This window comes from Pseudoduganella sp. GW821-FHT12E03 (genome assembly GCF_058807115.1).
Genome location: NZ_JBXAQJ010000001.1, coordinates 960,649 through 986,196, shown reverse-complemented (window position 1 = coordinate 986,196; position 25,548 = coordinate 960,649). Strand labels below are relative to the sequence as shown.

Genomic DNA, 25,548 nt, shown 5'->3' with positions numbered 1-25,548 from the left:
TGCCATGAAGAAATATGTTGCTTTTCTTATTGCGTGCGCGACGTCAAGCGCATTTTCAAGCCCTGCTCAAGTTAATGCCGGGAATGCGGCCGTCGAACTCGTCAGCTCGGACAAAATGCCGCTGACGCCACCGGCAGGCGAGTTGGAAAAATTGCAGAAAGGCGTTGGATCCAAAGCATCGGACGGTTTTAGTAAAGTTGAAAATGCACCGGAAAAGGTGAAGGGATTTTCTTTGCACTTGAATGCAGCCAAGAGCGCACTTGCCACCCGATTGCACACTGGCCAGAAACAACAAGCCGATGCGCCGCTTTTGCCCGAAGTATATAAAGACCTGTCGAGTTTGAACTTGGGTTTCAAGGCCGCTGTTCTCAACAATAGCAAGCTGATCGTTGCAGCACCGGTCGGTACCAAAGTCGGCAAAGCTTGGACCGGTGTGGAACGGTTCATGCAAGTCGAAGGCGGCGTGGTACGCCTGACTGAATATGATCTCTCGGCAACGGGTGGTAAATTCTATATGGCAAAAGAAATGGTTAACACGCGCGTTAACGGCCAATCGGCAATTTCAAAAGTGATTGCCGGCGACAATGGCCAATCAATTGAAGAAATTGTTTGGGTCGACGGCGGTAAATTTCATATGTTGACATTTAGCCCCGATCTTGCCCCAGGCACGCAGTCGAAAGCTGCTGCCCATGTCAGCGCAATATCGCTGGCAGCGCAATTGCGGTAATTTGCCGCGCTATGCGTGAAATTCCAAAATCTCACGCCAAACGCCGATCTCTTAATTGGATTGGCGTTTTTTGCGTTGTTTTATCGGTTGTCGCCATCCTGCTTAGTATTGGAATGCCAGGGGTTGGCTGGATTGTCGCAGTCGTGGCACTGATTGGATGCAGTGCGCTAACGCCGTGGCTAAGCAAACGTTATCTTTTGGGAAGTTTGGCAGTTGCGACATTACACCTCTTTTCCTTTGGTCCGCTGCCCATGCTGGGCGGGGACACAGCCATGCGTTCCTGGCCACCGGCCTGGTTTTTGGTCTTATTTGTTGTCTCGCCACTGATATTGGCGGTGGCCGCGTTGTTCTTCGGGAGACGAAAAGGAGGCGGCCCTGTCAACAAGTAACCATCTTACGCTGTTGTCGAAATCCCATACTTGCGCTGTGTGCCCGAATACTGCTGCACCAGCCGGTCGAATTCCGCATTGTCCCCATCGATCCGGGCCAGGCGCTGCAACAGCACGCCGGCCTGTTCGCCGGTGCCGGCTTCCCAGCCCAGTTCGTCGAGCTGGCGCACCATGGCGCCGATGGTGGCGTACAGCACCGGCAAGTTGTTGGGCGCCTTGCGCAGCGCCAGGCTGAGGGTGGAGACGGCGGATTTGTGGTCGCCTTGCTCCATCTGGTTGGCGGCGCTGTCGAGCAATTCGCCGACCTGCAGGTTGACGGTTTCGCCGACGCCGCGCGCCAGGTCGTGGCGGCCGGCTTTTTCAAACACGCCCACCGCGTCTTCCAGCGACAGCGCGTCGTCATCGTCGTTCATCATGCCGATCACGACGCCGGCGGCATCCTTGTCCAGCTTGTATTGCAGGCACGAATCCACCAGTCCCAGCCGTATGCGGCGCGACAGGCCGCGCGCGCCATAGACTGCCGCCACCGCGGCATTCAATTCGGAAATCGCGGCATTGCCGTTGCCCATGCTTTCCATCAGCAGCGCCGAGGAAATCGCGCGGCATGCCTCCAGGTTGTCGTTGCCGCGTAGTGAGCGTTCCAGGTCGCGGATCACGCCGCCGGCCTGGTTCGGGTCGCCCTTTTTTATGAGGGCTTTGACCAGGTTGACGTGGTCTTCCGGGTCGCGGAATTCCGAGTACTTGGCTTTCGCCACCACTTGCTTGAAGGCTTTTTCCGACGCCGTGGGGTCGCCCGCGTCAAGGGCCACGGTACCGAGGTGCCGCAGGCGGTGCACCATGTGCGGCGAGATCGCGACGGCTTCTTCCAGCACCCGCTTGGCTTGCGCCGCCTGGCCCAGCGCTTCGTGGGTGCGCGCGAGTAAATCGTAGGCCGCCATGAATTTCGGATTTTGCCCGATCAGCTTATCGAGGGTCAGTACCGCTTCATCGTAGCGCAAGGTGCCGAACTGGCAGCGCGCCAGGCCCAGGTGGGCCCAGCCGATCGAGCGACCGGCCAGGATGGTGTGGTAAATCAGTTCGGCTTCGCCCAGTTCGCCCAGGCCGTAATGCAACTCGGCGCGCAAGCGGGAAAACTCCGTGGCCAGGCGCGGATGGCTGCCTTCGGCGGCGCGGCTGGCGGTGATCGCTTCGCGCACCATGCCCTGGTCCAGCAATTGATAGACCGGCGCGAATGCCGCGCGGCGGCCGATCGCGCGGGAAATGCGCTGCAACAGGATTTCCAGGGTGAAGGGCTTCAGGATGTAATCGTTGGGCGCCAGTTCGGCCGCGCTGACCACCTTGCTGTTTGCCCCTTCGGACGTCAGCATGAAAAAAATCGACCAGCGCGACAGGATATCGTGCAGGCGCAAGTCTTCCAGCAATTGCTGGCCATCCTGTCCGCCGTCGCCGACGCCGCCGGACAAGTCATACTCGCACAAAATAATATCGTACTGTTTCTTGCTGATCTGGCGGATGGCGGTGCCGGCCGACAGCGCGTCTTCAATGCGGACAATACCTGCCTGATTCAGCATGCCGCGCAAATTGGTGCGCATGGCCTGGCTGGGGTCGATCAATAAAACGTTTAATTCTGCGTAATCCTGCATCAGCGACTTTCAACGGGGGCTGGCTGCGGCGGTGCAGCCGTAGCCGGAGGAGCGACATTGTACTTCTGGCGGGCCGCCTGGTATTGGGCAATCAAGCCGGCCAGCAAGGGGTGGCCGGGATTATCTTCACGGATGCGTTTGAGCAGCCCGGCAGCCTGGGCCGCCAGCGGCCCGTCCCAGCCCATGTCGGTAATCTGGCGCAGCATGGCGGTGGAGGCCACCGCCCACAGGCCGGTATTGTCGGGGCGGCGGCGCAGCGCCTCCTGCATGACGGCCACCGCGCCGCGCAAATCGCCGGAGCGGGATTTTTCCGCCGCCTTGCGCACCATCGCGTCGACTTCGGAATCGACATTCTTGCCAAAGCGTTCGGCCATGTCGGTGCGTCCGGCTTTTTCGCACAGCGCAACGACTTGCGCATCGGTGATGCCACTGCCGGCGTCCGCCGTCAGGGCTGAAAAAAGGGTATTCGCCTGGTCGTCCATCTGGTTCGACATTAGCGACTGCGCCAGCCCCAGTTTCAGGGTATTCGAGACGCGCGCTTCGCCCAATGCCGCCAGCGCCGTGGACAGTTCCGCCACTGCGCCTTCCGCATTGCCATTTACTTCCTGCACCAGCGCGGCGGAAAAAGCGCGGCAGACATCGACGTTCGGGCTGGCACGGAGCGACCGCTCCAGGTCGCGCACCACGCTGGCCGCGCCGTTGGCGTCGCCCTTGGTGACCAGCGCGCGCACCAGGTTCAAATGATCTTCCGGGTCGCGGAATTCCGAATACTTGGCTTTGGCCACCACCTGCTTGTAGGCCTTTTCCGCGCCTTCCACGTCACCGGTGGCCAGCGCCACTTCACCGAGGTTGCGTAGGCGCCCCACCATGTTGGGGGAAATCGCGATGGCGTCTTGCAGCACATGCTTGGCGCCTTCGTCGTTGCCTTGCGCGCGGTGCACTTTCGCCAGCAAATCATAGGCCGCCATGAATTTCGGATTGCCGGCGATCAGGGTTTCCAGTGCGGTTTGCGCTTCCGAGTGGCGTTTCAATAAATACATGCAGCGCGCCTGTCCCAGTTGGGCCCAGCCGATCTGCTTGGTTTGCAAGACCGACGCGTAGGCCAGTTCGGCGGCGGCGATCTGGCCGGTCGATTGCAGCAATTCCGCGCGCAACCGGGCAAAGTCGGCGGCATAGCGCGGTTGCGCGATCTCGGCGGCGAGACAGGCGGCGATCGCTTCCTTGACCTTGCCCTGGCCGATTTGCTGGTACACCGGCAGGAAAATGGCGCGCCGCTCGATGGCCCGGCCAAAGCGCTGCGACAGTGTCTCCACCGTAAACGGTTTCAGGATGTAATCGGTGGGCAGCAATTCGGCGGCGCCGATCACGCGTCCATAGACCCCTTCCGAGGTCAGCATGATGAAGATGGTCCACTGGGCGATGACTTTATTGTTGCGCAAGTCTTCCAGCAATTGCTGGCCATCCTGGCCTGAATCGCCGGACCCGCTGCCGAGGTCGTACTCGCACAGGATCACATCATAGGATTTCTTGCTGAGTTGGCGTATTGCCGTCCCGGCGCTGACGGCGTCGTCCACCTTGGTGATGTACAACATGCTCAGCATGTTGTGGAGACTGGCGCGCATGCCCTGGTTGGGGTCGATGATCAAGACGGACAGGTTGCTATAGTCTGGCATAGTTTGCTCTCATAGGCCTGGCGGAGGTACAAGCGGGCATCAGGAAACTTTGCTCCAGCATACTCTAAGGATAGGTAAAAAAGGCGTGCTTGCTGGTTTTTCGGCACAGCTGGGCGCGACTTTAGGGTGAGGGCGGTAAAAAATGTTGCTTTGAGGGCACTGTGGTGTGTCAGGCAAGCAATTTCCCGTACCGCGCGTCACAGGCCGGACCTGTCCGGGAGAGTGTGAAAAAGGTATAATGCCGGGCAACGGATTTTAAGCACCACAGACTTCTCGTTTTCTCTTTAATATCCGCGGCCACAAGTCGCCTAACCAAGCTCCCCACCATGCTGATTTTGCCGGGTTCCAACGCCCTGTCCGCCTTCCGCAGCCAACGCCTCCTCAACCAACTGCAAGCCGTCTTGCCAGCCGTCGTCGGCGTGCAGGCGCGCTACCTGCACTTCATTGACGCCGTGTCGGTGTCCGATGACGACCACCAGCGCCTGCAAGGCTTGCTGACTTATGGCGAACCGGCCCATGCCGAACACCATGACAGCCCGGTCGAAGAATTCGTCGTGATTCCACGCTTTGGCACCATTTCGCCATGGGCGTCGAAAGCCACCGATATCGTGCACAACTGCGGCATGGCGCACATCCACCGTGTCGAGCGCGGCGTGGCCTACCGTGTCCACCTGAAGGCGGGTTTCCTCGGCACCGGCATCGGCGCCGGCAAGATGTCGGCGGAACAGGCGCAACTGGTGGGCGCCTTGCTGCATGACCGCATGACCGAATCCGTGCTGCGCCACGCCGACGAAGCGGCCGGCTTGTTCGGCGCACTGGAAGCGCGTCCGCTGGAATCGATCGACGTGATCGGCGCGGGCCGCATGGCGCTGGAAAAAGCCAACACGGACCTGGGCCTGGCGCTGTCGGACGATGAAATCGACTACCTGCTGGACGCGTTCACCAAAGCCGCGCGCAATCCGACCGACGTGGAATTGATGATGTTCGCGCAAGCCAACAGCGAACACTGCCGCCACAAGATCTTCAACGCCGACTGGACCATCGACGGCGTCGCGCAAGACAAGTCGCTGTTCAAGATGATCAAGAACACCCACGAAAAGCAGCCGAAAGGCACCATCGTGGCGTACAGCGACAACTCGTCGATCATGGAAGGGTCGGAAGTCACCCGTTTCTTCCCGCGCGGTGAAGGCCACGAATACGGCGCCTCGTCCGAGCTGATCCACACGCTGATGAAAGTGGAAACCCACAACCACCCGACCGCGATTTCGCCATTCCCTGGCGCTTCGACCGGCGCCGGCGGTGAAATCCGCGACGAAGGCGCGACCGGCCGTGGTGCCAAGCCGAAAGCCGGCCTGGCCGGTTTCACGGTGTCGAACCTGATGTTGCCGGAAGCCGTGCAGCCTTGGGAAAATGCGCAAGCCGTGACCGCGCCGGTCGATGGCCGCGCTGGCGCGCAGGTGTACGGCAAGCCGGACCGCATTGCCTCGCCACTGCAAATCATGATTGACGGTCCGCTGGGCGGCGCCGCGTTCTCGAACGAGTTCGGCCGTCCGGTCCTGGGCGGCTACTTCCGTACCTACGAACAAAACGTCGGCAAGCAATACGCCGGCGCCCACGACACCGTGTTTGGCTATCACAAGCCGATCATGATTGCCGGCGGTATCGGCAACATCTCGTCCAAGCACACCCACAAAAATGACATCCCGGTCGGCTCGCTGCTGGTGCAGCTGGGTGGCCCCGGCATGCGCATCGGCATGGCCGGCGCGGCCGCGTCGTCGATGGCGACCGGCACCAACACGGCGGACCTGGACTTTGACTCCGTGCAGCGCGGCAACCCGGAAATGGAACGCCGCGCCCAGGAAGTCATCAACGGTTGCTGGCAGCTGGAAGACGGCAACCCGATCATTTCGATCCACGACGTCGGCGCCGGCGGCCTGTCCAACGCCTTCCCGGAAATCACCAACGACGCCAAGCGCGGCGCGATCTTTGATTTGCGCCAGGTGCCGCTGGAAGAATCCGGCATGTCGCCAAAAGAAATCTGGTCCAACGAATCGCAGGAGCGCTATGTGCTGGCGATCGCGCCAGAGAGTCTGCCGCTGTTCCAGGCCCTGTGCGAACGCGAGCGCTGCCCGTTCGCGGTGGTGGGCGTGGCGACCGAAGAGCGCCAGTTGAAATTGGTGGACAATGAACTGGGCAATTCGCCGGTCGACATGCCGATGGACGTGTTGCTGGGCAAACCGCCAAAAATGCTGCGCGACGTGCACCACGTGCAAAACGATTACCCGGCGCTGGATTTGACGGGCGTGGCGCTGGAAGAAGCCGCCAGGCGCGTGCTGCTGTTGCCGACCGTGGCCGACAAATCGTTCCTGATCACTATTGGCGACCGTTCCGTGGGCGGCATGTCGGTGCGCGACCAGATGGTCGGTCCATGGCAAGTGCCCGTGGCGGACTGCGCCGTGACCACCCTGAGCTATGAAGGCTATGTGGGCGAAGCGATGGCGATGGGCGAACGCACCCCGCTGGCGGTCATCGACGCGCCCGCATCAGGCCGCATGGCGGTGGGTGAAACCATCACCAACCTGGCCGCCGCGCCGATCGACGATATTTCCAACATCAAGCTATCCGCCAACTGGATGGCCGCGTGCGGCCAACCTGGCCAGGACGCCGCGCTGTTTGATACCGTGAAAGCCATCGGCATGGAACTGTGCCCGGACCTGGGCATCTCGATCCCGGTCGGCAAGGATTCGCTGTCGATGCGCACCACCTGGAACGACGAGGGCGAAGCCAAAGCCGTGACCTCGCCGGTGTCGCTGATCGTGTCCGGTTTTGCGCAAGTGTACGACGTGCGTAAAACACTGACGCCGCAACTGCGCACCGACCTGGGCGACACCTCGCTGATCCTGATCGACCTGGGCCGCGGCAAAAACCGCATGGGCGCGTCGAGCCTGGCGCAAGTCATGGGCCAGCTGGGCAACGTCAGCCCGGACGTGGACAGCGCGGAAGATTTGAAAGGCTTCTTCGGCGCGGTGCAGCAACTGAATAAAGAGGGCAAGCTGCTGGCGTACCACGACCGTTCCGACGGCGGCCTGTACACCACCCTGGTGGAAATGGCCTTTGCCGGCCGTGCCGGCGTGTCGGTCAACCTGGACATCCTGACCCTGGAAGAGGGCCATGGCGCCGACCACGGCGATGCGAAAAACTGGACCGCGCAAGTCGGCGAACGCCGCAATGACCAGACCCTGCGCGCGCTGTTCAATGAAGAACTGGGCGCCGTGATCCAGGTCCGCGCCACCGAGAAATCGGAAGTCATGGACGTGCTGCGCACCTTCAACCTGGGCGCCTGCAGCCATATCATCGGCAAGCTGAACGACCGTGGTGTGGTGGAATTCACCCGTGACGCGAAAATCATTTACGCCCAGCCGCGTGCCGCGCTGCACCGCTTGTGGAGTGAAACGTCGTGGCGCATTTCCCGCATGCGGGAAAACCCGGCCACGGCCGATGCGGAATTCGAGCGCCTGCTGGACGAACAGGATCCCGGCATGACGCCGAAGGTCACGTTCGACCTGCAAGACAATGTCGCGGCGCCATTCCTCGCGACCGGCGCGCGTCCGCGCGTGGCGATCTTGCGCGAGCAGGGCGTCAATTCCCACATTGAAACCGCGTGGGTCATGCACCAGGCCGGCTTTGCCGCGATCGACGTGCACATGAGCGATTTGATCGCCGGCCGTGTTACCCTGGCGGACTTCCAGGGTGTGATCGCCGTTGGCGGCTTCTCGTACGGCGACGTGCTGGGCGCCGGCGAAGGCTGGGCCAAGTCGATCCTGTTCAATCCGGCGATGTCGGACCAGTTTGCCGCGTTCTTTGCCCGCAAGGATACCTTCGGCCTGGGCGTGTGCAACGGTTGCCAGATGATGAGCAACCTGAAATCCATCATCCCGGGCGCGCATGCGTGGCCGAAGTTCACGACGAATAAATCGGAAAAATTCGAAGCGCGCTTCTCGATGGTGGAAGTGCTGGATTCGCCGTCGATCTTCTTCCAGGGCATGGCCGGCACGCAAACCCCGATCGCGATCGCGCACGGTGAAGGCTATGCGGACTTTTCGCAGACCGGCAATATTGGCGACGCCATCGCCGCGCTGCGCTTTGTCGACAACCGTGGCGCCGCCACCGAAGTCTACCCATTCAACCCGAATGGTTCGCCGCAGGGCCTGACGTCGGTCACCACCGCCGACGGCCGCTTCACGGTGATGATGCCGCACGCGGAGCGCGTGTTCCGCACCGTGCAAAACTCGTGGCACCCGGATGGCTGGGGCGAGGATTCGCCGTGGATGCGCATGTTCCGTAACGCGCGCAAGTTCATCGGCTAAGTTCCGGTAACAGGTGTTAAAACAGGCCGGGCAGGTGGGAAACCATCTGCCCGGTTTGGTTTTAAGCTTCTCATCATGGTGGAATACATTGCTTCATGGTATAAAGCACGCCTCTCCGGCTTTGCGAAAAACCAATGAATCGTGGCTTTTATACCATCATGTCGGCGCAATTCTTTTCGTCGCTGGCCGACACCGCGCTGCTGTTCATCGCCATCGACATCCTGACGCGGATGAACAGTCCGGCCTATGTGTCGCCGATGCTGAAGCAATCGTTTGTGCTGTTTTATATCGTGCTGGCGGCCTATGTCGGCGCGTTTTCCGATGCCATACCGAAGGGGCGCGTGATGTTCATCGCGAACCTGATCAAGATTTCCGGCTGCGCCATGCTGTTTTACGGGATCTACCCGGTGCTGGCCTATGCCGTCGTCGGTTTCGGCGCGGCGGTCTATTCGCCGGCCAAATACGGCATCCTCACTGAATTGCTGCCGGCGGAAAAGCTGGTGCCGGCCAATGGCTGGATCGAAGGTTTAACGGTGATGTCGATCATCTTCGGCACGGTGATGGGCGGCTGGCTGGTGAGCCAGCATACGGCGGATTTGCTGTTGGGCCTGGATTTCCCGATGCTGCAGACCAGTATCGACACTGCGCCGGAAGCGGCGCTGTGTGTGACGGCGGCCATGTACATCGTTGCCGCGCTGTTCAATATGTTCATTCCCGATACCGGCGCGCGTTATAGCCGGCAAGTGTTCAATCCGGTGCGGATGTTGGGCGATTTCAGCGAGTGCGTGCGCATCCTGTGGCGCGACAAGCTGGGGCAGGTGTCGCTGGCGGTCACGACGCTGTTCTGGGGCGCGGGCGCGACCCTGCAATTCATTGTGTTGAAATGGGCGGAAAAGACGCTGAACATGCCTTATGACCGCGCTACGCGGCTGGTTGGCATTGTCGCGATCGGCATTGCGGCGGGCGCGATACTGTCCGCCCGCCTGATCCGCTTGAAAGATGCACTGAAAGTGTTGCCGTTTGGTATAGCCATGGGCTTGATCGTGATGGTGATGCCGTGGGTACACAGCGTGTCGCTGGCCTATCCGCTGCTGATCCTGATCGGCGCGCTATCCGGCTTCTTCGTGGTGCCGATGAATGCGCTGCTGCAGCACCGGGGCCATGTGCTGATGAGCGCGGGCAGTTCCATTGCCGTGCAAAACTTCAATGAAAACATTTCCATCCTCGCCATGCTGGGAACGTATGCGCTGATGCTGAGCCTGAACCTGGACCTCGATGTGATCATCGTGCTGTTCGGCCTGTTCGTGGCGGGCATCATGGTGTTGATCACCCTGCGGCACGCCTCGAACCAGCGCCAGTTTGATTCGGTGGCGCTGATCGGGGAAGGTGGTCACTGATTCGCCTGACCGATGTCACACCCTGGGGTCAGACCCCAAATATGACAAAAGCGGACATTTCCGACGGGGAGATGTCCGCTTTTGTCATAAACCGGGTCTGACCCCGGTGAGTGACACTTATTGGTCAGACCACAGCTTGCCGCCGGTGGCCCAGTGTTCGCGCTTGACTTCGTGGAGCAGGATGTCGACGGATTCCGGCGAGGAACCCAGGGTTTTCACGGTGGCTTCCGTCACGGCTTTGACGAATTCGCGTTTTTGTTCCGGCGTGCGGCCTTCGAACAGTTGGACGTTGATGGTTGGCATGGGTTTCTCCTGGTGTTGATACGTGACTTGTCGATCAGGTACGGTATTGGGGGCTGGCGGCATCGAGGCGGCGCAGCAGCGATGGCCACTCCAGCGCGCCTTCCGGCGAACCGTCGCCGAGCAGTTGCAAGTGCGCCGTCAGGCACACGGCTTCCGAAGGCTGGCGCAACGGCACCACGGCCGCTTGCGCACGCAATTGCACATCGCAGGCGCGGTCCAGGGTTTCCATCAGGACGAACGCTTCGGCGATGGTGCGGCCGGCCGTCAGGCTGCCATGGTTGCGCAGCAACATCGCGTGGCGCGAACCCAGGTTTTGCGTCAGGCGCAGCTGTTCATCGTCCGTCATGGCGATGCCTTCGTAATCGTGGTAGGCCAGTTCGCCATAAAACCGCAGCGCATAAGGTGACAGTGGCTGCAAGCCGGTTTCCTGCATGCCGACGGCAATGCCGGATAGGTTATGCAGGTGCATCACGCAGGCCACGTCGGGGCGCGCCTTGTGCACGGCGGCGTGCAGGCGGAAGCCGGACTGGTTGACGGTGTATTGCGCAGCGCCGACAACGTTGCCATCGCTGTCCACCTTGACCAGGTTCGACGCCTTGACTTCATTGAAGCGCATGCCGAACGGATTGATCAGGTAGTGGCCCGGTTCGCCGGGCACGGCGGCGGAAATGTGGGTGTAAATGCCGTCATCCCAGCCATACAGTGCGCACAACTGATAGCACGCGGCAAGGTCCACGCGGGTTTGCCATTCGGCGGGCGTGGTGATGGCGGGGAGTTGAATGGCGGCATGGGCTGCCTGGCCTGGGGTCGAGAGTCTGTCCATGACGCCAGAGTAGCAGCCGGCGCCATGGTGGTTATATCAGGATGGGAATGAAGCTTATGTCTTCCGGCATATCAGTTTTCCACCTTACGCACCCACCGAAAAATATTGACGCACGCTTCATGCCGGCTCCCGATTAAAACTGCGCGGGACGCAAATCCAGCCGGATCGGGAAGCGCATGGCGCAGGGTTTGCCGCCGCATTGCGCCGGCGTGTATTTGCTGACCAGTAAAACGCTGGCGGCAAACTCGCTGACTTCCTTGCCGGGCGAGCGACGCACCATGACGTCTTTCGGCACGCCCTGTTCATCGATCAGCACATCCATCCATAACGCGCCGTTGTCGCCATATTTTCCATGGGCGGCGGCGATCGCCTTGAAGATGTCGGCGCTGCCCTTGACCGGATACGGGGGAACATCGTCGTCGCGCAAGACCGGGAACCAGCTGCGCACGGTACGCTGGTCGGCTTCCGATAAATCCTTGTAACCCTTGTTGAACGGCACGCTGGCGCCGTACACCAGCGGCTGCATGCGGTACAGGGAATTCATGTCGCGCGCCAGCTTATGTTCGCTGCGCGCTTCCTTCGGCTTGCCTTCGGTCACGGCAATCGCCGATTGCGGTTCGCGCCGCATACCGTTGGGGTAGGTCAGCATGCCGTCACTGTACCATTGCCCATCTTTCCAATAGCCGGTAAAACTGCCGCCGGTGGCATAGTCCATCGTGCCGTCGCCTTCCGGGCCATGCGGCCCCCAGCCGCCCACGTATTTATTTCCCGAGATATATTTTGCGGTAACGGTTCCGGTAATTTTTCCGCGTTCGAAAGTGGCGTCCAGGGTAAAGGCATTTTCACGCTCGATATGGGTTTTGCCGTGGCGTTTGCCTTCCGCGTAATTACCCCAGGTAATCGTCCCGTCGGCATCCTGTTGCGCGCTGGGGCCATGTTTCCGCCCGCGTTGCATGCCGCCTTCGTAGCGGGAATCTTCCTTGCCATTGACATACCAGAGCAGGATGCCATTACCGTCGGCAAATCCTTCTTTACATGCGCCGCTCCAGGTAATGTATTCATCAGCAACAGGGCGGGGATTGACGACGCGGCAATCCGGTTTGCCGATATATTGATCGGCTGGCGATGGGGTTTCAGCGCTGGCGATGCCACTGAACAAGGACGTGATCAGTGCTGCGGTGCATGAAGAAAAAGCGGGACGGCGCATGGCAATACAGTATCAAGGGAAAAGAGCCGCATTATAGGGGGGCGCGCCGGCGCCAAAACTATCGAATTCTCACAAATGCTTATTCGCTTCCCGATAACTGAGCGGGGCCAGCCGGCTTTTGTGCCGGGCTGTAAACGCACGGACCGCATCGGGCGCATGCCGCGCGTAATCGCGCAAGGCCCAGCCGATGGCCTTTTGGATAAAGAATTCTTTTTCGTGCGCCAGCGACAGGCAATAAGCAAATAGCCGGTCCGCATCGGTTTTATTGCGCCAGCCTAATTGGTGCAGCAGGGCGATGCGGCGGACCCAGAAATCGCTGTTCATCATGGCGTCATCCATATGGTCATGCTGATGACGCAATACATCGCCAATAATCCCAGCCATGGCATCGACACTGTCCCACCATGCGTTGATCCGCGCTAATGCGATTAAATCGGGAATGTCGGCCGGCTGTAATTGTTTCCAGTGCAGCGCCAGCATATCAAGCGCCGCATAATGAAATTCACGCTCCGGCAATGCCCATAATGCCCGCGCCGTGGGAACCAGTAATTCTCCGGGCGGCAGACGTTTCAATACTGGCTTGACCGCGGCCCGCCGCACCGGCGTGGCAATGCCGAGGAAATCAAAACGGTCACGCATGTAGGCGCGCATGGCCGGCGCCCGCTCCGGGTCGGCCAGCGGCAGCAGGGTGGCGCGGATATCGCCGATGAATTGGAGGTCCATGTTGATAATTATGCCAGATAATGGCGCGATCATGCCGATTAATGGTATGAGACGCGCGGGAGTTGGTTGCGCCACGAATATACCGGCAATAAAAAAGCGCTTCCGAAGAAGCGCTTTTCATTGAAAGCCGGCGTAATTACTTCACGACTGCCTTATTCATCAGGTTATCGCGGAAGGTGATCAGCTTGCGCTGTTTCACCGATTCCGCCACTTGTTCCTTGACTTCTTCCAGCGGCGGGAATTGCGCTTCGCGCACTTCTTCCAGGCGGATCACGTGATAACCGAATTGCGATTTGACTGGGGCGGCCGTCAATTCACCTGGTTTCAATGCCACCATGGCTGCCGAGAATTCCGGCACATACGAACCAGGAGCGGACCAGCCCAGGTCGCCGCCATTGGCTGCGGAACCGGTATCTTTGGTGCCTTTGGCCAAGTCTTCGAATTTCGCGCCGCCTTTCAGCTTGGCGGTAATGTCGGTGGCTTCTTTTTCAGTTTCCACCAGAATATGGCGGGCGCGGTATTCCTTGCCACTTTGCTGTGCTTTGGCCGCGTCATATTCCTTCTTGATTTCCGCGTCGGTCACGGCATTCTTTTTCAGGAAATCACGCATCATCATGTTAACCATGATTTGAGTACGGGCCTTATCCAGTTCGCCTTGTACTTCAGGACGCATGCCAACGCCTTGTTTCATGGCTTCCTGCAGCAATACTTCGCGGGCGATCAATTCTTTTTTGATGGCGGCGCGCAATTCCGGCGAATCCGGCTGGCGGCTTTGCGCCGTGTATTGCTGGACAGCGGCTTCGAGTTTAGCGGAAGGAATGGCTTTGCCATTAACGGTGGCCACGTTTTGGGCCATTGCAGGCGCGGCGGCCAAGGCCAGCAGGGTAATCAGGGTACGTTTCATCTGTCTCTCACTATTATCGGCAATATAAAAGCGCCCCGCAGGGCGCCTTGATGACGGCAATATCAATTACTGAACTTTGGCTTTCTTGACCAGTTCGTCCTGGTAAGCCATGACTTTCTTGCGTGCGACTTCATTGCCCACTTGCGCTTTCAATTCTTCCAGCGATGGCAGGGTGGCGTCGCGGACTTCGTCGACTTTAATCACGTGGAAACCATTCGGGGTTTGCACGGCTTTTTCGGTGACCTGGCCTTTATTCAAGCCAACGAACGCGTCGGCGAATGGTTTTGGTACCGATTTTGGATTAACCCAGTCCAGGTCGCCGCCATTGGACGCGGTGCCGGTGTCTTTCGAGGTTTTTGCCAGGTCTTCAAACTTGGCGCCGCCTTTCAGATTGGCGATAACCGCATCCGCTTCCGCAGCGGTTTCCGTCACGATATGACGCAGGTGGTATTGCTTGCCACCATTCTGTGCCACGAACGCATCGTATTCGGCCTTGATTTCAGCGTCCGATACCTGGTGCTTCTTGACATAGTCCATCACCAGCGCGTTGACGAGGATTTGCTGACGGGCATCTTCCAGGGCAGCCTTGACTTCAGCATTCTTGTCGTAACCTTGCTTGGTTGCTTCCTGAACCAGCACTTCCTGGCCGATCAACTGTTTCTTGATTGCATCGCGCAGTTTAGGCGAATCCTGGTCACGGCCTTGTGCGACCACTTGCTTGACCATGGCATCCAGGCGCGCCGACGGAATGGCTTTGCCATTGACGACCGCAACATTTTGAGCAAACGCAGGCGCCGCAACTACGGCGATAAGTGCGATCAGCAAACGGGCTGGCTTCAAATTCATTGTTTCAAATCCTAAGGGATAAAGTTCTTGAAAAAGCGGCGGTGAGGAAGGTGATCGCAAAACTCGTTCTATCCCAATCGCCGCATGGTTTCATACTTCGGACGGTGCCACTGCGGTAATGGCTAATGCGTGGATTTCCCCACGCATCATATCGTGCACGGAATCATACACGAGACGATGTCGCATGACGAGTTTCAAACCTTCAAATTTGGCAGAAACGATGCGCAGTTGGTAATGACCGCCGCCGGACGCCGCGCCGGCATGGCCGGCGTGCAATGCGGATTCATCTTCCAGGGTCATTTCCAATGGTTCCAGCGCGGCGCGCAAGCGCTGTTCGATGCGTTCAATACGGGTATCCATTATGCCTCCTCATCCTTAATGTATTTAGCCAGGTAAAAAGTCTGCCCAACAATAAATACAAAGGTGAGGGCGGTGGCGCCGAAGGCCTTGAAGCTGACCCATGACGGCGTATCGCCTTTGAACAGGACGAAGGCGACAAACAGGTTGATGAAACCGAGGCTGATAAAGAACGCGGTCCACATCAGGTTCAGGCGTTCCCACACGTCGTCCGGCAATTCCAGTTGCGCGCCCATGGTCTGGCGGATCGCATTGCGGTTGAACAGGTAGCGCGCGCCAAGCAAGCCCACGCCGAAACACCAGTAAATCAGGGTCGGCTTCCACTTGATAAAGATTTCGTTGTGGAAGTAAATGGTCAGGCCACCGAACACGACAAAGAAGAACAGCGACAGCCACAGCATGAAGTCGACTTTGCGGCCGCGCGCCAGCAGGTACACGATTTGCGCGGCGTTGGCCAGCATGCCGGCGATGGTGGCCAGCACCATCGGCGCTTGTTCCGCCGTGGCGGTGCCGCCCGCCATCACGCCGGACAGGTAGGCATTGACCAGCGCCGCCGTGGCGTCGGGATGCATGCCGCCATATTTATAGCAGCCAAAAAACACCAGCAGCGGGAAAAAGTCGAACAGTATTTTCTTCATGAAACTTCTTTAATTAGTCTTGTGGTTCAAAGCGCAGCGACGCCGAATTGATGCAGTAGCGCAGGCCGGTCGGCGGCGGGCCGTCCGGGAAAACATGGCCGAGGTGGGCGTCACACACGGCGCAAATGATTTCGGTGCGCAGCATACCATGGGAACGGTCGGTAACTTCGATCACATTGTCCGGATTCAGTGCCTCAAAATAGCTGGGCCAGCCGCAGCCGGAATCGAACTTGGTGTCCGACGCGAACAGCGGCGTATTGCAGCAGACGCAGGTATAAATCCCGTGCGCGTGGTGGTCCCAGAATTGGCCGGTAAACGCGCGTTCGGTGGCCGCGTGGCGCGTGACCTGGTATTGCATCGGGTCCAGCATGGCGCGCCATTCGGCGTCTGTTTTGACAACTTTGTCACTCATAATGGTTCCTCCGGCTCAGGACGAGCAGCTGACTTCGAGATGGGATGCCCAGTCCGGCGGCAGGGCCGCGTAGGCTTCATGCTCCGGCTGTTCGTCGAATGGGCGCCGCAACACGGTCAGCAAACGCGCCACTTCAGTAAAGTCTTTTTGCTGGGCTTTTTCAATGGCCACCTGGGCCAGGTAATTGCGCAGCACGTATTTCGGGTTGACCGCGTCCATGGCGGCCTTGCGCACCGAGTCTATGCTGTTCTCCTGCCGCAGGCGCGCGCGATAGCGCTGCGCCCACCCGTCAAACGCCGTGCGGTCGAGGAACAAATCGCGCAGCGGCGCATCCGGGTGGGCGTTGCCTTCCGGGGTAGTGTCGGCCTCGACCTGCAAATTGCCCAGGCGGCGGAAGAATTGCGTGAAGTCCGGGCGGTTGTCATGCAGCAGGCCGAACATGGCGTCAAACAAGTCGCGGTCGCTGTCTTCGGCGGTGGCGAAGCCCAGCTTGGCGCGCAGCAGCGCATCGATTTTCGCCGCGAACACGGGCTGGTAGACGTCCAGCGCGGCTTGCGTGGTTTCCACGTCGCCAATCAGCGGCAGCAGCGCCTGGCCCAGCGCATAGCAATTCCAGTGGCCGATTTGCGGCTGGTTGCCATAGGAATAGCGGCCCTGGTGATCGCTGTGGTTGCAGATATGGTTGCTGTCGAACGCTTCCATGAAGCCGAACGGGCCGTAATCAATGGTCTCGCCGAGGATCGACATGTTGTCGGTGTTCATCACGCCATGCATGAAGCCGACCGCTTGCCAGTGCGCGATCAGTTCGGCCGTGCGGCGTGTCACGGTGTCCAGCAGCGCCGCATAGGGGTTCTCCGCGTCGCGCAAGGCTGGATAAAAACGGTCGATCACATAATCGGCCAGCGTTTTGATCTGTTCCGGCTGGTTGCGGTAAAACCAGTGCTCAAAGGAACCGAAGCGGATGAAGGTGGGCGCCATGCGCAGCACCACCGCCGACGTTTCCATGGTTTCCCGCGCCACGCCCTGGTCGGAACCGGCCACCGCCAGTGCGCGCGAGGTCGGAATGCCCAGTGCGGCCATGGCTTCCGAACACAGGAATTCACGGATCGATGAGCGCAGCACCGCGCGGCCATCGCCCATGCGGGAATAGGGCGTCAGGCCCGCGCCTTTCAATTGCATTTCAATCGGGCCCTGCGGCGTCGCCACCTCGCCCAGCAAAATCGCGCGGCCATCGCCGAGCTGGCCGGCCCAGACGCCGAACTGGTGGCCGGAATACACGGCGGACAGCGGTTGGGCCTGGTCGGGAATGGCATTGCCGGCCAGGATCTCGAGCGTACTGTGCTCGGCCAGCGCGGCGGCATCGAGGCCGATCAGCGCCGCGGCGCTGTCTGACGCGGCCACCAGGTAAGGCTGGGGCAGCGGGGTCGGCATCAATCGGGTGTAAAAATCAGGGGGCAGGCTCGCGAACGAGTGCTGCAGGGACAGTTGTTTAATGGCGATTCCAGTGCAGTGTACGAATAGGATTTGTCTGATTTTAGCCTAGGCGGATTCTAGGTGGGGCCGAAGCGGGATTACTATTGCTGTTACAACCAGTAACCACTGTTTGTTTTTAGTCATTTTAGGGACAATTGGTGCATCGCAGCATCAAAAGAGTTTGACGAAAATAGTACGCGCGTTCGAAAATAACTTTACTAAAAACACAAGGAGACAAGATGGCGCCACCCCTGATGGGACAGATGATGGACCAGCCGTTGCTAATCTCGAGCATTATCGAATTTGCGGCCCGGCATTTTGGCAACAGTGAAATTGTTTCGCGCCGGGTTGAAGGCGACTTGCACCGCTATACATACCGTGAGTGCCACCAGCGCGCCAAGCGCCTGGCCAATGCGCTGCAGGCGCTCGGTGTGCAAATGGGCGACCGGGTCGCCACCCTGGCCTGGAATGGCTACCGCCACCTGGAAGCGTATTACGCGGTGTCCGGTTCCGGCGCCGTCCTGCACACCATCAATCCCCGTCTGCATCCTGAACAGATCGCGTACATCGCCAATCACGCCGAAGACCAGGTGCTGCTGTTCGACCTGACGTTTTTGCCGCTGGTGGAAGCCATTGCCCCGCACTGCAAAACCATCCGCAGCTATGTGCTGATGGCGGGCCGCGACCGGTTGCCGGCGGAAACGAAAATCCCGGACCTGCGCAGCTACGAAGACTTGATCGACGCGCACAGCGACGACTACCAGTGGCCGCAATTCGATGAAAACGCCGCCAGCACGCTGTGCTACACGTCCGGCACCACCGGCAACCCCAAGGGCGCGCTGTATTCGCACCGTTCCACGGTGCTGCATGCGTACGCGTCGGCCATGCCGTCGGCGCTGAACGTGTCGGCGCGCGATACCGTGCTGCCCGTGGTGCCGATGTTCCACGTCAACGCCTGGGGCTTGCCGTACTCGGTGCCGCTGAACGGCGCCAAGCTGGTGTTCCCGGGCGCGGCGCTGGACGGCAAGTCGCTGTATGAATTGTTCGAGAGCGAGCAGGTGACGTTTTCCGCCGGGGTGCCGACCGTGTGGCTGGGCCTGATCAACCACGCGCTGCAAAACGGCTTGACGTTCTCGAGCTTCCGCCGCACCGTGATTGGCGGTTCCGCCTGTCCGCCGGCCATGATGAATACCCTGCTCGACACCTTCAACGTGGAAGTCATCCATGCCTGGGGCATGACGGAAATGTCGCCGCTGGGCACCGCCTGCACCCTGCAGGCCAAGCACCTGGCGTTGCCGCAGGACGAACAGCGCCGCATCCTGCAAAAGCAGGGCCACGCGGTGTACGGCGTCGACATGAAGATCGTCGACGACGATGGCAAGGAATTGCCGTGGGATGGCGTCTCGTATGGCCACCTGCTGGTCAAGGGGCCGTGGATCGTCAGCGGCTACTTCAAGGGCGAGGGCGGCGATCCGCTGCGGGACGGCTGGTTCCCGACCGGCGATGTGGCCACCATCGACGCCGACGGCTACATGCAGATCACGGACCGCAGCAAGGATGTCATCAAGTCCGGCGGCGAATGGATCGGCACCATCGACCTGGAAAACGTCGCGGTCTCGCACCCGGCCGTGATGCAGGCCGCCTGCATCGGCGTGCACCATCCCAAGTGGGATGAACGGCCGCTGCTGGTGGTGGTGACCCGCCCGGGCATGGCGGTGACGCGCGACGAACTGCTGGGCTTCTACGAGGGCAAGGTTGCCAAGTGGTGGCTGCCCGACGATGTGGTGTTCACGGATGCGCTGCCGTTGGGCGGCACCGGGAAAGTCCAGAAAAACAAATTGCGCGACCTTTATAAGGACTACAAGCTGCCGACGGTTTAAGTGGGATGGTGTAGCAGGACGGTGATCCACCGCACCGGCGTCCAAGCCGGTGCGGACAATACAATCAAGGAGGAGACATGAAACGCAGCACCCTTGCAGTTGCAGCCGGTTTTGCCCTGTTTGGCGCCGCCGCCAGCGCGGAAACAGTCAAAATCGCTTTCATCGACCCGCTGTCCGGCCCGTTTGCGCCGGTCGGACAAAACCAGCTGAAGAGTTTCCAGCTCATCGCCGACATGGCCAACAAGGGCAAGTGGGCCGGCGATGGCAATACCATCGAAGTCACCGGCTTTGACAACAAGGGCAGTCCGCAGGAAGCGCTGACTCAGCTGAAAACCGTGATCGACCAGGGCTACCGCTATATCACCCAGGGGAATGGCTCCGGCGTCGGGCTGGCGCTGCTGGACGCGATCAACAAGCACAATGACCGCAATCCCGGCAAGGAAATCATTTATCTCAATTACGCCGCCGTCGATCCGGACATGACCAACGCCAAGTGCAGCTTCTGGCACTTCCGCTTCGATGCGAATTCCGACATGAAGATGGAAGCGCTGACCAGCTTCATGGCGCCGGACAAGGGCATCAAGTCGGTCTACATTATCGGCCAGGATTATGCGTTTGGCCGTGCCGTCAGCCGCGCCGCCAAGGAATACCTGGCGCGCAAGCGGCCCGACGTGAAAATCGCCGGCGACGATCTGCACCCGATCGCGCAGGTCAAGGACTTTTCGCCCTATATCGCCAAGATCAAGGCGTCCGGCGCCGACAGTGTGATTACCGGTAACTGGGGCGCGGACCTGGCGCTGCTGATCCGCGCCGCCAAGGATGCGGACCTCAAGGCGAATTTCTATACCTATTACGGCATCACGACCGGGGTGCCGACCGCGATGGGCGCGGCCGGCGCCGAGCGCACGAAAATCATCGGCAACTGGCTGGCGAACAACGAATCGCTCAGCGGCAAGGAGGTGGTGGACGCGTTCAAGGCCAAGTACAACGATGACTTTTATGCGGCGCAAACCCATTCGATCATCGCCATGCTGTCCCAGGCCGTGAAAACCGCGAAGACCGCCGATCCGGTCAAGGTGGCGTTTGCGCTGGAAGGCATGAAAACCGCCTCCCTGAACGGCCAGGTCATGATGCAAAAGTCCGACCACCAACTGCAGCAAAACCTGTACATCGGCACCTGGACCAAGACCAATGGCAAGGACATCAAGTACGACCAGGAAAACACGGGTTATGGCTGGCGCATGGACAAGAAGATCGATGCCTATGTGGCGGGCCAGCCGACCTCGTGCCAGATGAAGCGGCCCGGCGCCTGATACCCCGATAGTGCTGGCGCGGTGATGCCGGTACGATCAACCGGCCGCCGCGCCGTCCCTTCGACCCACGGTCCACCGTCCCCGCCGCACAGGGGGACGGCGCCCCTTCTCACGCTTGGGTTTTTCATGGAATTCACACTGTTTACGCTGTTGAACGGCATCAGCTATGGCTTGCTGCTGTTCATGCTGTCATCGGGCCTGACCCTGATTTTCAGCATGATGGGCGTGCTGAACTTTGCGCACGCGTCTTTTTATATGCTGGGCGCCTACATCGCCTACACCATTGCCAGCCGCATCGGTTTCTGGCCCGCGCTGGTGCTGGCGCCGCTGGCGGTGGGACTGTTGGGCGCGCTGGTGGAGCGCTATGGCTTGCGGCCCCTGCACAAGTATGGCCACATCCCGGAACTGCTGTTTACCTTTGGCTTGTCGTACCTGGCGGTGGAACTGGTGCAACTGGTGTGGGGCCGCACGGCGCTGCGCTATCCGCTGCCGGCCGCGCTGGACGGGCCGCTGTTCACGTTGTTTTCCACCAGTTTCCCCAAGTACCGCGCCTTCATGATGGCCGTCGCACTGGCCATGCTGGGCGGCACCTGGCTGTTGCTGACGCGGACCCGTATCGGGCTGGTGATCCAGGCCGCGCTGACCCACCCGGAAGCGGCAGAGGCGCTGGGCCATAACGTGCCGCGCATCTTCATGTGGGTGTTTGGCGGCGGCAGCGCGCTGGCCGGGCTGGCGGGCGTCATAGGCGGCCAGGTGTTCGTCACCGAGCCGGCCATGGCGGCCACGGTTGGCAGCATCATTTTCGTGGTGGTGGTGGTGGGCGGCATGGGGTCGCTGGCCGGCGCGTTCATCGCGTCGCTGCTGATCGGGGTGATGCAGACCGCCGCCGTGGCGCTGGACCACACACTGGGCGGCTTGCTGGCGGTGCTGGGGATGGCGGGCGGCGCCGGACAACATCACGCGCTGCTCAACATCACCATCGCGCAGACGGCGGCCATCTTGCCGTATGTCTTGCTGGTGCTGATGCTGATCTTCCGGCCCCGGGGCTTGCTGGGGACGCGCGAATGAATCCGAACTCAATGGCGAACTCAATGGCGAACGTTATGACGAATACATTGCCGAATTCCGTGGCCCATCCCGTGGCACAGTCACTCACCTACACTCCGCTGAACCTGGGGCGCTGGCTGTTGTGGGGCGCCTATGCGCTGGTGCTGCTGGCCGCGCCGATGGTGTTCAACAAGGGCAGCGGACTGACCATGCTGTCGCAAATGGGGACGGTCATGCTGTTCGGGCTGTCCTACAACATGTTGCTGGGACAGGGCGGCATGCTGTCGTTCGGCCATGCCGTCTATGCCGGGCTGGGCGCCTTCTTTGCCGCCCACGCAATGAACCAGGCCAGCGTGCCGGTGACGCTCATCCCGCTGGCCGGCGGCGTGGCCGGGATGGGCTTTGGCGTGCTGTTCGGCTATGTCACCACGCGCAAGGCCGGCACCACCTTTGCCATGATTACGCTGGGGCTGGTGGAGCTGGTGTTTGCCAGCGCGCTGATGTTTCCCGGTTTCTTTGGCGGCGAAGGCGGCATCACCACCAACCGGGTCTATGGCGGGCAAGTGTTCGGCATTACCTATGGCCCGCAACTGCAAGTGTATTACCTGATCGCGGGCTGGCTGTTTATCTGCACCGCCGCGGCGTATGCCTACACGCATACGCCGCTGGGCCGCATCATCAACGCGGTGCGCGACAATCCGGAACGGGTGGAATTCATCGGCTACGACACGCGCTGGGTGCGCTACCTGGTGGTGGTGCTGTCGTCGTTCTTTGCCGGCGTCTCGGGCGGCCTGTCGGCCATCAATTTTGAGATCGTCAGCGCGGAAAATGTCAGCGCGGTGCGGTCCGGCGCGATCCTGTTGTTCACCTTTATTGGCGGCATCGGCTTCTTCTTCGGCCCGCTGCTGGGCGGCGTGGTGGGCATCCTGTTTTCCGTGCTGTTGCCGGACTATACGGCGGCCTGGCAACTGTACCTCGGCCTGTTCTTCGTGGTGCTGGTGCGCTTCGCGCCGGGCGGCCTGGGCTCGCTGCTGATGCTGTTGCTGCGTACCGCCAAATTCGGGCAATTCGGGCGCATCGCGGCGCCGCTGGCGCGGCTGTCGGCGGCGGTGCTGGTCGGCGTTGCCGGGCTGGTGCTGGCGATTGAAATGACGTACCACGTGACGCAGGACGCCATCAACGGCCCGGAGAAAAAACTGTTTGGCGTGCTGGTCGATACCCACGCTGCGGGGCCATGGCTGCTGGCCGGCGCGCTGCTGGCGGTTGGCATGACCGGTTGGCGCCTGGCGCGGCCGGGGTTTGCGCAAGCGTGGGATGCGGCGGGCGCCGTGATTGCCGACATGATACGGAGGAACGCATGAATAACCATCCCTATGCGCTGGAACTGCGGGACGTCCGCAAGCAGTTCGGCAAGTCGGAAATCATCCGTGGCGCGCAATTGCAGGTGGAGAAAGGCGAACGGCTGGCCGTGATCGGGCCCAATGGCGCGGGCAAATCCACCTTGTTCAACCTGGTGTCCGGGCGCTTTGCCCCGACCTCGGGCGGCATCTTGCTCAATGGCCGCGACATTGCCGGCAGCAAGCCGTACCAGGTCAACCGGCTTGGACTGGCGCGCAGCTTCCAGATCAGCAACCTGTTCACGAATTTGTCGGTCTATGAAAACCTGCGCTGCGCCGTCCTGTGGCACCTGGGCTACCGCTATGCGTTCTGGCGCCTGTTGTCCGGGTTGCGCGACGCCCATGCGCGGGCCGAGGAAGTCATGGAATTGATCGGCTTGCAGCGCCAGCGGCACACCTTGGCCGGGGTGTTGACCTATGCCGAACAGCGCGCGCTGGAAATCGGCATCACGATCGCCGGCGGGGCCGACGTGATCTTGCTGGACGAGCCGACCGCCGGCATGAGCCGCTCGGAATCGGATGCGGCGGTGGAATTGATCCGAAAGGTCACCGTGGGGAAAACACTGTTAATGGTGGAACATGACATGGGCGTGGTCTTCGGGCTGGCCGACCGCATTGCGGTACTGGTGTACGGGGAAGTCATCGCCTGCGATACGCCGCAGCGCATCCGCTCCAACCCGGAGGTGCAGGCGGCCTACCTGGGTGACGCACATGGGGAGGTGGCCTGATGTTGGACATCCGTGGTTTACAAGCGTATTACGGCAAAAGCCATGTGCTGCATGGGGTCGACCTGCAAGTGCGGCCCGGTGAAATTGTCAGCCTGCTGGGGCGCAATGGCGCCGGCCGCTCCACCCTGGTGAAAGCCGCCATGGGCCAGGTCCAGGCGCAGGGCAGCGTCCGGTTCCGCAATGAGGAAATCCTGGGCTTGAAAGCGTACCAGGTGGCGCGCAAGGGACTGGGCTATGTGCCGGAAAGCCGCGACGTGTTTCCCACCCTGACGGTGGAACAAAACCTGTTGCTGGGTGAAAAAAAAGGGGCAGGCGCGCCGCGCTGGACCCTGGCGGACATGTACCGCATGTTTCCCCGGCTGGAAGAGCGGCGCGCGGTGGCGGCCGGCGTGTTGTCCGGCGGCGAGCAGCAAATGCTGACCCTGTGCCGCACCCTGATGGGCGACCCGGACTTGATCATGATCGATGAACCGACCGAGGGACTGGCGCCGAAGATCGTTGCGCAAGTTGCTGATTATTTGCAGGCGCTGCGCGACAAGGGCATTTCCGTGCTGCTGGTCGAACAAAAACTCGCGATTGCCCTCGATATTGCCCAGCGCGTGTACGTGATGGGCCACGGGACGATGGTGTTCGAAGGAACCCCGGAACAGTTGCGCGCCGATGCGGCGGTCCGCAAGGAATGGCTCGAGGTATGAGGGCGTCAGCGCCGCAACAGTTGGGGCGGCGCCGGCGCTTCCGAGGCGGGCGCGATGATGGGTTTCACGAAGCAGGTGTACATGCCGCAATCGACGATCAATTGCCGTCCCGCAAAGCCGCCCAGGTCGCTGCACGCCACGCGCAAGCCGAATTGCTGCAAGGTCGACAGGGCCGCGACGATATTTTGGCGGCCCACCTGCAACAGCGCGCTGCCGGGACCGAACATGCTGGCGCCGCCGGCCAGCACCACGTCGACGTCTTGCCGGTCGGCCATGGTGACCCCCATGGCGGTCAGCAGCGAGGGCACGGCCTGGGTCACATAGCGCGCCCCCATGCCGCCTTCCTCCGGCGGCGCATGCGGCAGCACGCAATGGGCGAGGGCGCAGCGATTGCCATTGGGCCACAGGAAGGCGAGTCCGACGCACGATCCCAGCACCGCCACCAGGCGGGTATTGCCCCTGCCGGTCAGCAATTGACCCATGTTGACGTGCTGAATAATCCTGTCGCCAGCCATCCTGTTCCTCCGCGATATCGCCTCTCCGCACAGTACCACAGCATGACCGAGAAAAAAATAATACGACCGTTCGTTTTTGCGTTATAGTTTG

22 protein-coding genes are annotated in these 25,548 nt (G+C 60.6%); 9 read left to right on the top strand and 13 right to left on the bottom strand.

Features of this window, described 5'->3' with window-relative positions:
* Window positions 1–4: 4 nt before the first annotated feature.
* Window positions 5–727: a hypothetical protein gene (locus AC1RRC_RS03845; protein ID WP_493053927.1), complete on the top strand. Its 723-nt coding sequence runs from the start codon at window positions 5–7 to the stop codon at window positions 725–727.
* Between the two features lie 394 nt (window positions 728–1,121).
* Here AC1RRC_RS03845 and AC1RRC_RS03840 read toward each other — a convergent pair whose 3' ends face one another.
* Both AC1RRC_RS03840 and AC1RRC_RS03835 read right to left on the bottom strand, forming a co-directional pair.
* Window positions 1,122–2,759, bottom strand: a complete 1,638-nt coding sequence (locus tag AC1RRC_RS03840; RefSeq protein ID WP_493053926.1) for a response regulator — start codon at window positions 2,757–2,759, stop codon at window positions 1,122–1,124.
* Entirely contained in the window at window positions 2,759–4,432 is a 1,674-nt protein-coding gene (locus AC1RRC_RS03835) for a response regulator (RefSeq protein ID WP_493053925.1), read from the bottom strand. Before AC1RRC_RS03835 ends, AC1RRC_RS03840 begins: the two co-directional genes overlap by 1 nt.
* Window positions 4,433–4,758: 326 nt before the next feature.
* On the opposite strand from AC1RRC_RS03835, the gene purL reads away from it, so the two are divergent.
* Together purL and lplT are read left to right on the top strand one after the other, a co-directional pair.
* Window positions 4,759–8,799, top strand: coding sequence for a phosphoribosylformylglycinamidine synthase (gene purL, locus AC1RRC_RS03830; RefSeq protein WP_493053924.1), 4,041 nt, complete (start codon window positions 4,759–4,761; stop codon window positions 8,797–8,799).
* A 134-nt stretch (window positions 8,800–8,933) separates the two neighbouring features.
* Window positions 8,934–10,196 carry a lysophospholipid transporter LplT gene (lplT, locus tag AC1RRC_RS03825; RefSeq protein ID WP_493053923.1) on the top strand — a complete coding sequence of 421 codons (1,263 nt, stop codon included), beginning with the start codon at window positions 8,934–8,936 and terminating at the stop codon, window positions 10,194–10,196.
* Between the two features lie 117 nt (window positions 10,197–10,313).
* Here lplT and AC1RRC_RS03820 read toward each other — a convergent pair whose 3' ends face one another.
* The 10 genes from AC1RRC_RS03820 to AC1RRC_RS03775 all read right to left on the bottom strand — a co-directional run bounded on the left by AC1RRC_RS03820 (window position 10,314) and on the right by AC1RRC_RS03775 (window position 17,933).
* The gene (locus tag AC1RRC_RS03820; RefSeq protein ID WP_493053922.1) at window positions 10,314–10,562 is read right to left on the bottom strand and encodes a 4-oxalocrotonate tautomerase; all 249 of its coding nucleotides are present in this window, start codon (window positions 10,560–10,562) and stop codon (window positions 10,314–10,316) included.
* Entirely contained in the window at window positions 10,534–11,322 is a 789-nt protein-coding gene (locus AC1RRC_RS03815) for a class II aldolase/adducin family protein (RefSeq protein WP_493053921.1), read from the bottom strand. Before AC1RRC_RS03815 ends, AC1RRC_RS03820 begins: the two co-directional genes overlap by 29 nt.
* A gap of 133 nt (window positions 11,323–11,455) precedes the next feature.
* Window positions 11,456–12,529, bottom strand: a complete 1,074-nt coding sequence (locus tag AC1RRC_RS03810; RefSeq protein ID WP_493053920.1) for an MORN repeat-containing protein — start codon at window positions 12,527–12,529, stop codon at window positions 11,456–11,458.
* 69 nt (window positions 12,530–12,598) lie between these two features.
* A complete protein-coding gene (locus AC1RRC_RS03805; protein WP_493053919.1) occupies window positions 12,599–13,285 on the bottom strand; it encodes a DNA alkylation repair protein in 687 nt (228 codons plus the stop codon).
* Between the two features lie 103 nt (window positions 13,286–13,388).
* On the bottom strand, window positions 13,389–14,156 hold the full coding sequence (locus tag AC1RRC_RS03800) for a peptidylprolyl isomerase (RefSeq protein WP_493053918.1): 768 nt from the start codon (window positions 14,154–14,156) through the stop codon (window positions 13,389–13,391).
* Window positions 14,157–14,222: 66 nt separating this feature from the next.
* Window positions 14,223–15,002, bottom strand: a complete 780-nt coding sequence (locus AC1RRC_RS03795) for a peptidylprolyl isomerase (RefSeq protein WP_493053917.1) — start codon at window positions 15,000–15,002, stop codon at window positions 14,223–14,225.
* A 90-nt stretch (window positions 15,003–15,092) separates the two neighbouring features.
* Window positions 15,093–15,362, bottom strand: coding sequence for a BolA family protein (locus AC1RRC_RS03790; protein ID WP_493053916.1), 270 nt, complete (start codon window positions 15,360–15,362; stop codon window positions 15,093–15,095).
* Complete coding sequence (locus AC1RRC_RS03785) at window positions 15,362–15,997, bottom strand: septation protein A (RefSeq protein ID WP_493053915.1); 636 nt, start codon at window positions 15,995–15,997, stop codon at window positions 15,362–15,364. Before AC1RRC_RS03785 ends, AC1RRC_RS03790 begins: the two co-directional genes overlap by 1 nt.
* A 13-nt stretch (window positions 15,998–16,010) precedes the next feature.
* A complete protein-coding gene (msrB, locus tag AC1RRC_RS03780; RefSeq protein ID WP_493053914.1) occupies window positions 16,011–16,409 on the bottom strand; it encodes a peptide-methionine (R)-S-oxide reductase MsrB in 399 nt (132 codons plus the stop codon).
* 15 nt (window positions 16,410–16,424) lie between these two features.
* A complete protein-coding gene (locus tag AC1RRC_RS03775; protein ID WP_493053948.1) occupies window positions 16,425–17,933 on the bottom strand; it encodes a protein adenylyltransferase SelO in 1,509 nt (502 codons plus the stop codon).
* Between the two features lie 188 nt (window positions 17,934–18,121).
* On the opposite strand from AC1RRC_RS03775, the gene AC1RRC_RS03770 reads away from it, so the two are divergent.
* The 6 genes from AC1RRC_RS03770 to AC1RRC_RS03745 all read left to right on the top strand — a co-directional run bounded on the left by AC1RRC_RS03770 (window position 18,122) and on the right by AC1RRC_RS03745 (window position 24,942).
* The gene (locus tag AC1RRC_RS03770) at window positions 18,122–19,762 is read left to right on the top strand and encodes a 3-(methylthio)propionyl-CoA ligase (RefSeq protein WP_493053913.1); all 1,641 of its coding nucleotides are present in this window, start codon (window positions 18,122–18,124) and stop codon (window positions 19,760–19,762) included.
* Between the two features lie 77 nt (window positions 19,763–19,839).
* Window positions 19,840–21,075, top strand: coding sequence for a branched-chain amino acid ABC transporter substrate-binding protein (locus AC1RRC_RS03765; protein WP_493053912.1), 1,236 nt, complete (start codon window positions 19,840–19,842; stop codon window positions 21,073–21,075).
* Between the two features lie 126 nt (window positions 21,076–21,201).
* On the top strand, window positions 21,202–22,143 hold the full coding sequence (locus tag AC1RRC_RS03760; RefSeq protein ID WP_493053911.1) for a branched-chain amino acid ABC transporter permease: 942 nt from the start codon (window positions 21,202–21,204) through the stop codon (window positions 22,141–22,143).
* A 35-nt stretch (window positions 22,144–22,178) separates the two neighbouring features.
* A complete protein-coding gene (locus tag AC1RRC_RS03755; protein WP_493053910.1) occupies window positions 22,179–23,483 on the top strand; it encodes a branched-chain amino acid ABC transporter permease in 1,305 nt (434 codons plus the stop codon).
* Entirely contained in the window at window positions 23,480–24,247 is a 768-nt protein-coding gene (locus AC1RRC_RS03750) for an ABC transporter ATP-binding protein (RefSeq protein ID WP_493053909.1), read from the top strand. The genes AC1RRC_RS03755 and AC1RRC_RS03750 overlap by 4 nt, the downstream gene beginning before the upstream one ends.
* Window positions 24,247–24,942: an ABC transporter ATP-binding protein gene (locus AC1RRC_RS03745; RefSeq protein WP_493053908.1), complete on the top strand. Its 696-nt coding sequence runs from the start codon at window positions 24,247–24,249 to the stop codon at window positions 24,940–24,942. The genes AC1RRC_RS03750 and AC1RRC_RS03745 overlap by 1 nt, the downstream gene beginning before the upstream one ends.
* A gap of 5 nt (window positions 24,943–24,947) precedes the next feature.
* Here the strand turns inward: AC1RRC_RS03745 and AC1RRC_RS03740 are convergent, their stop codons facing one another.
* Window positions 24,948–25,457, bottom strand: a complete 510-nt coding sequence (locus AC1RRC_RS03740) for a chemotaxis protein CheD (RefSeq protein ID WP_493053907.1) — start codon at window positions 25,455–25,457, stop codon at window positions 24,948–24,950.
* Between the last annotated feature and the right edge of the window lie 91 nt (window positions 25,458–25,548).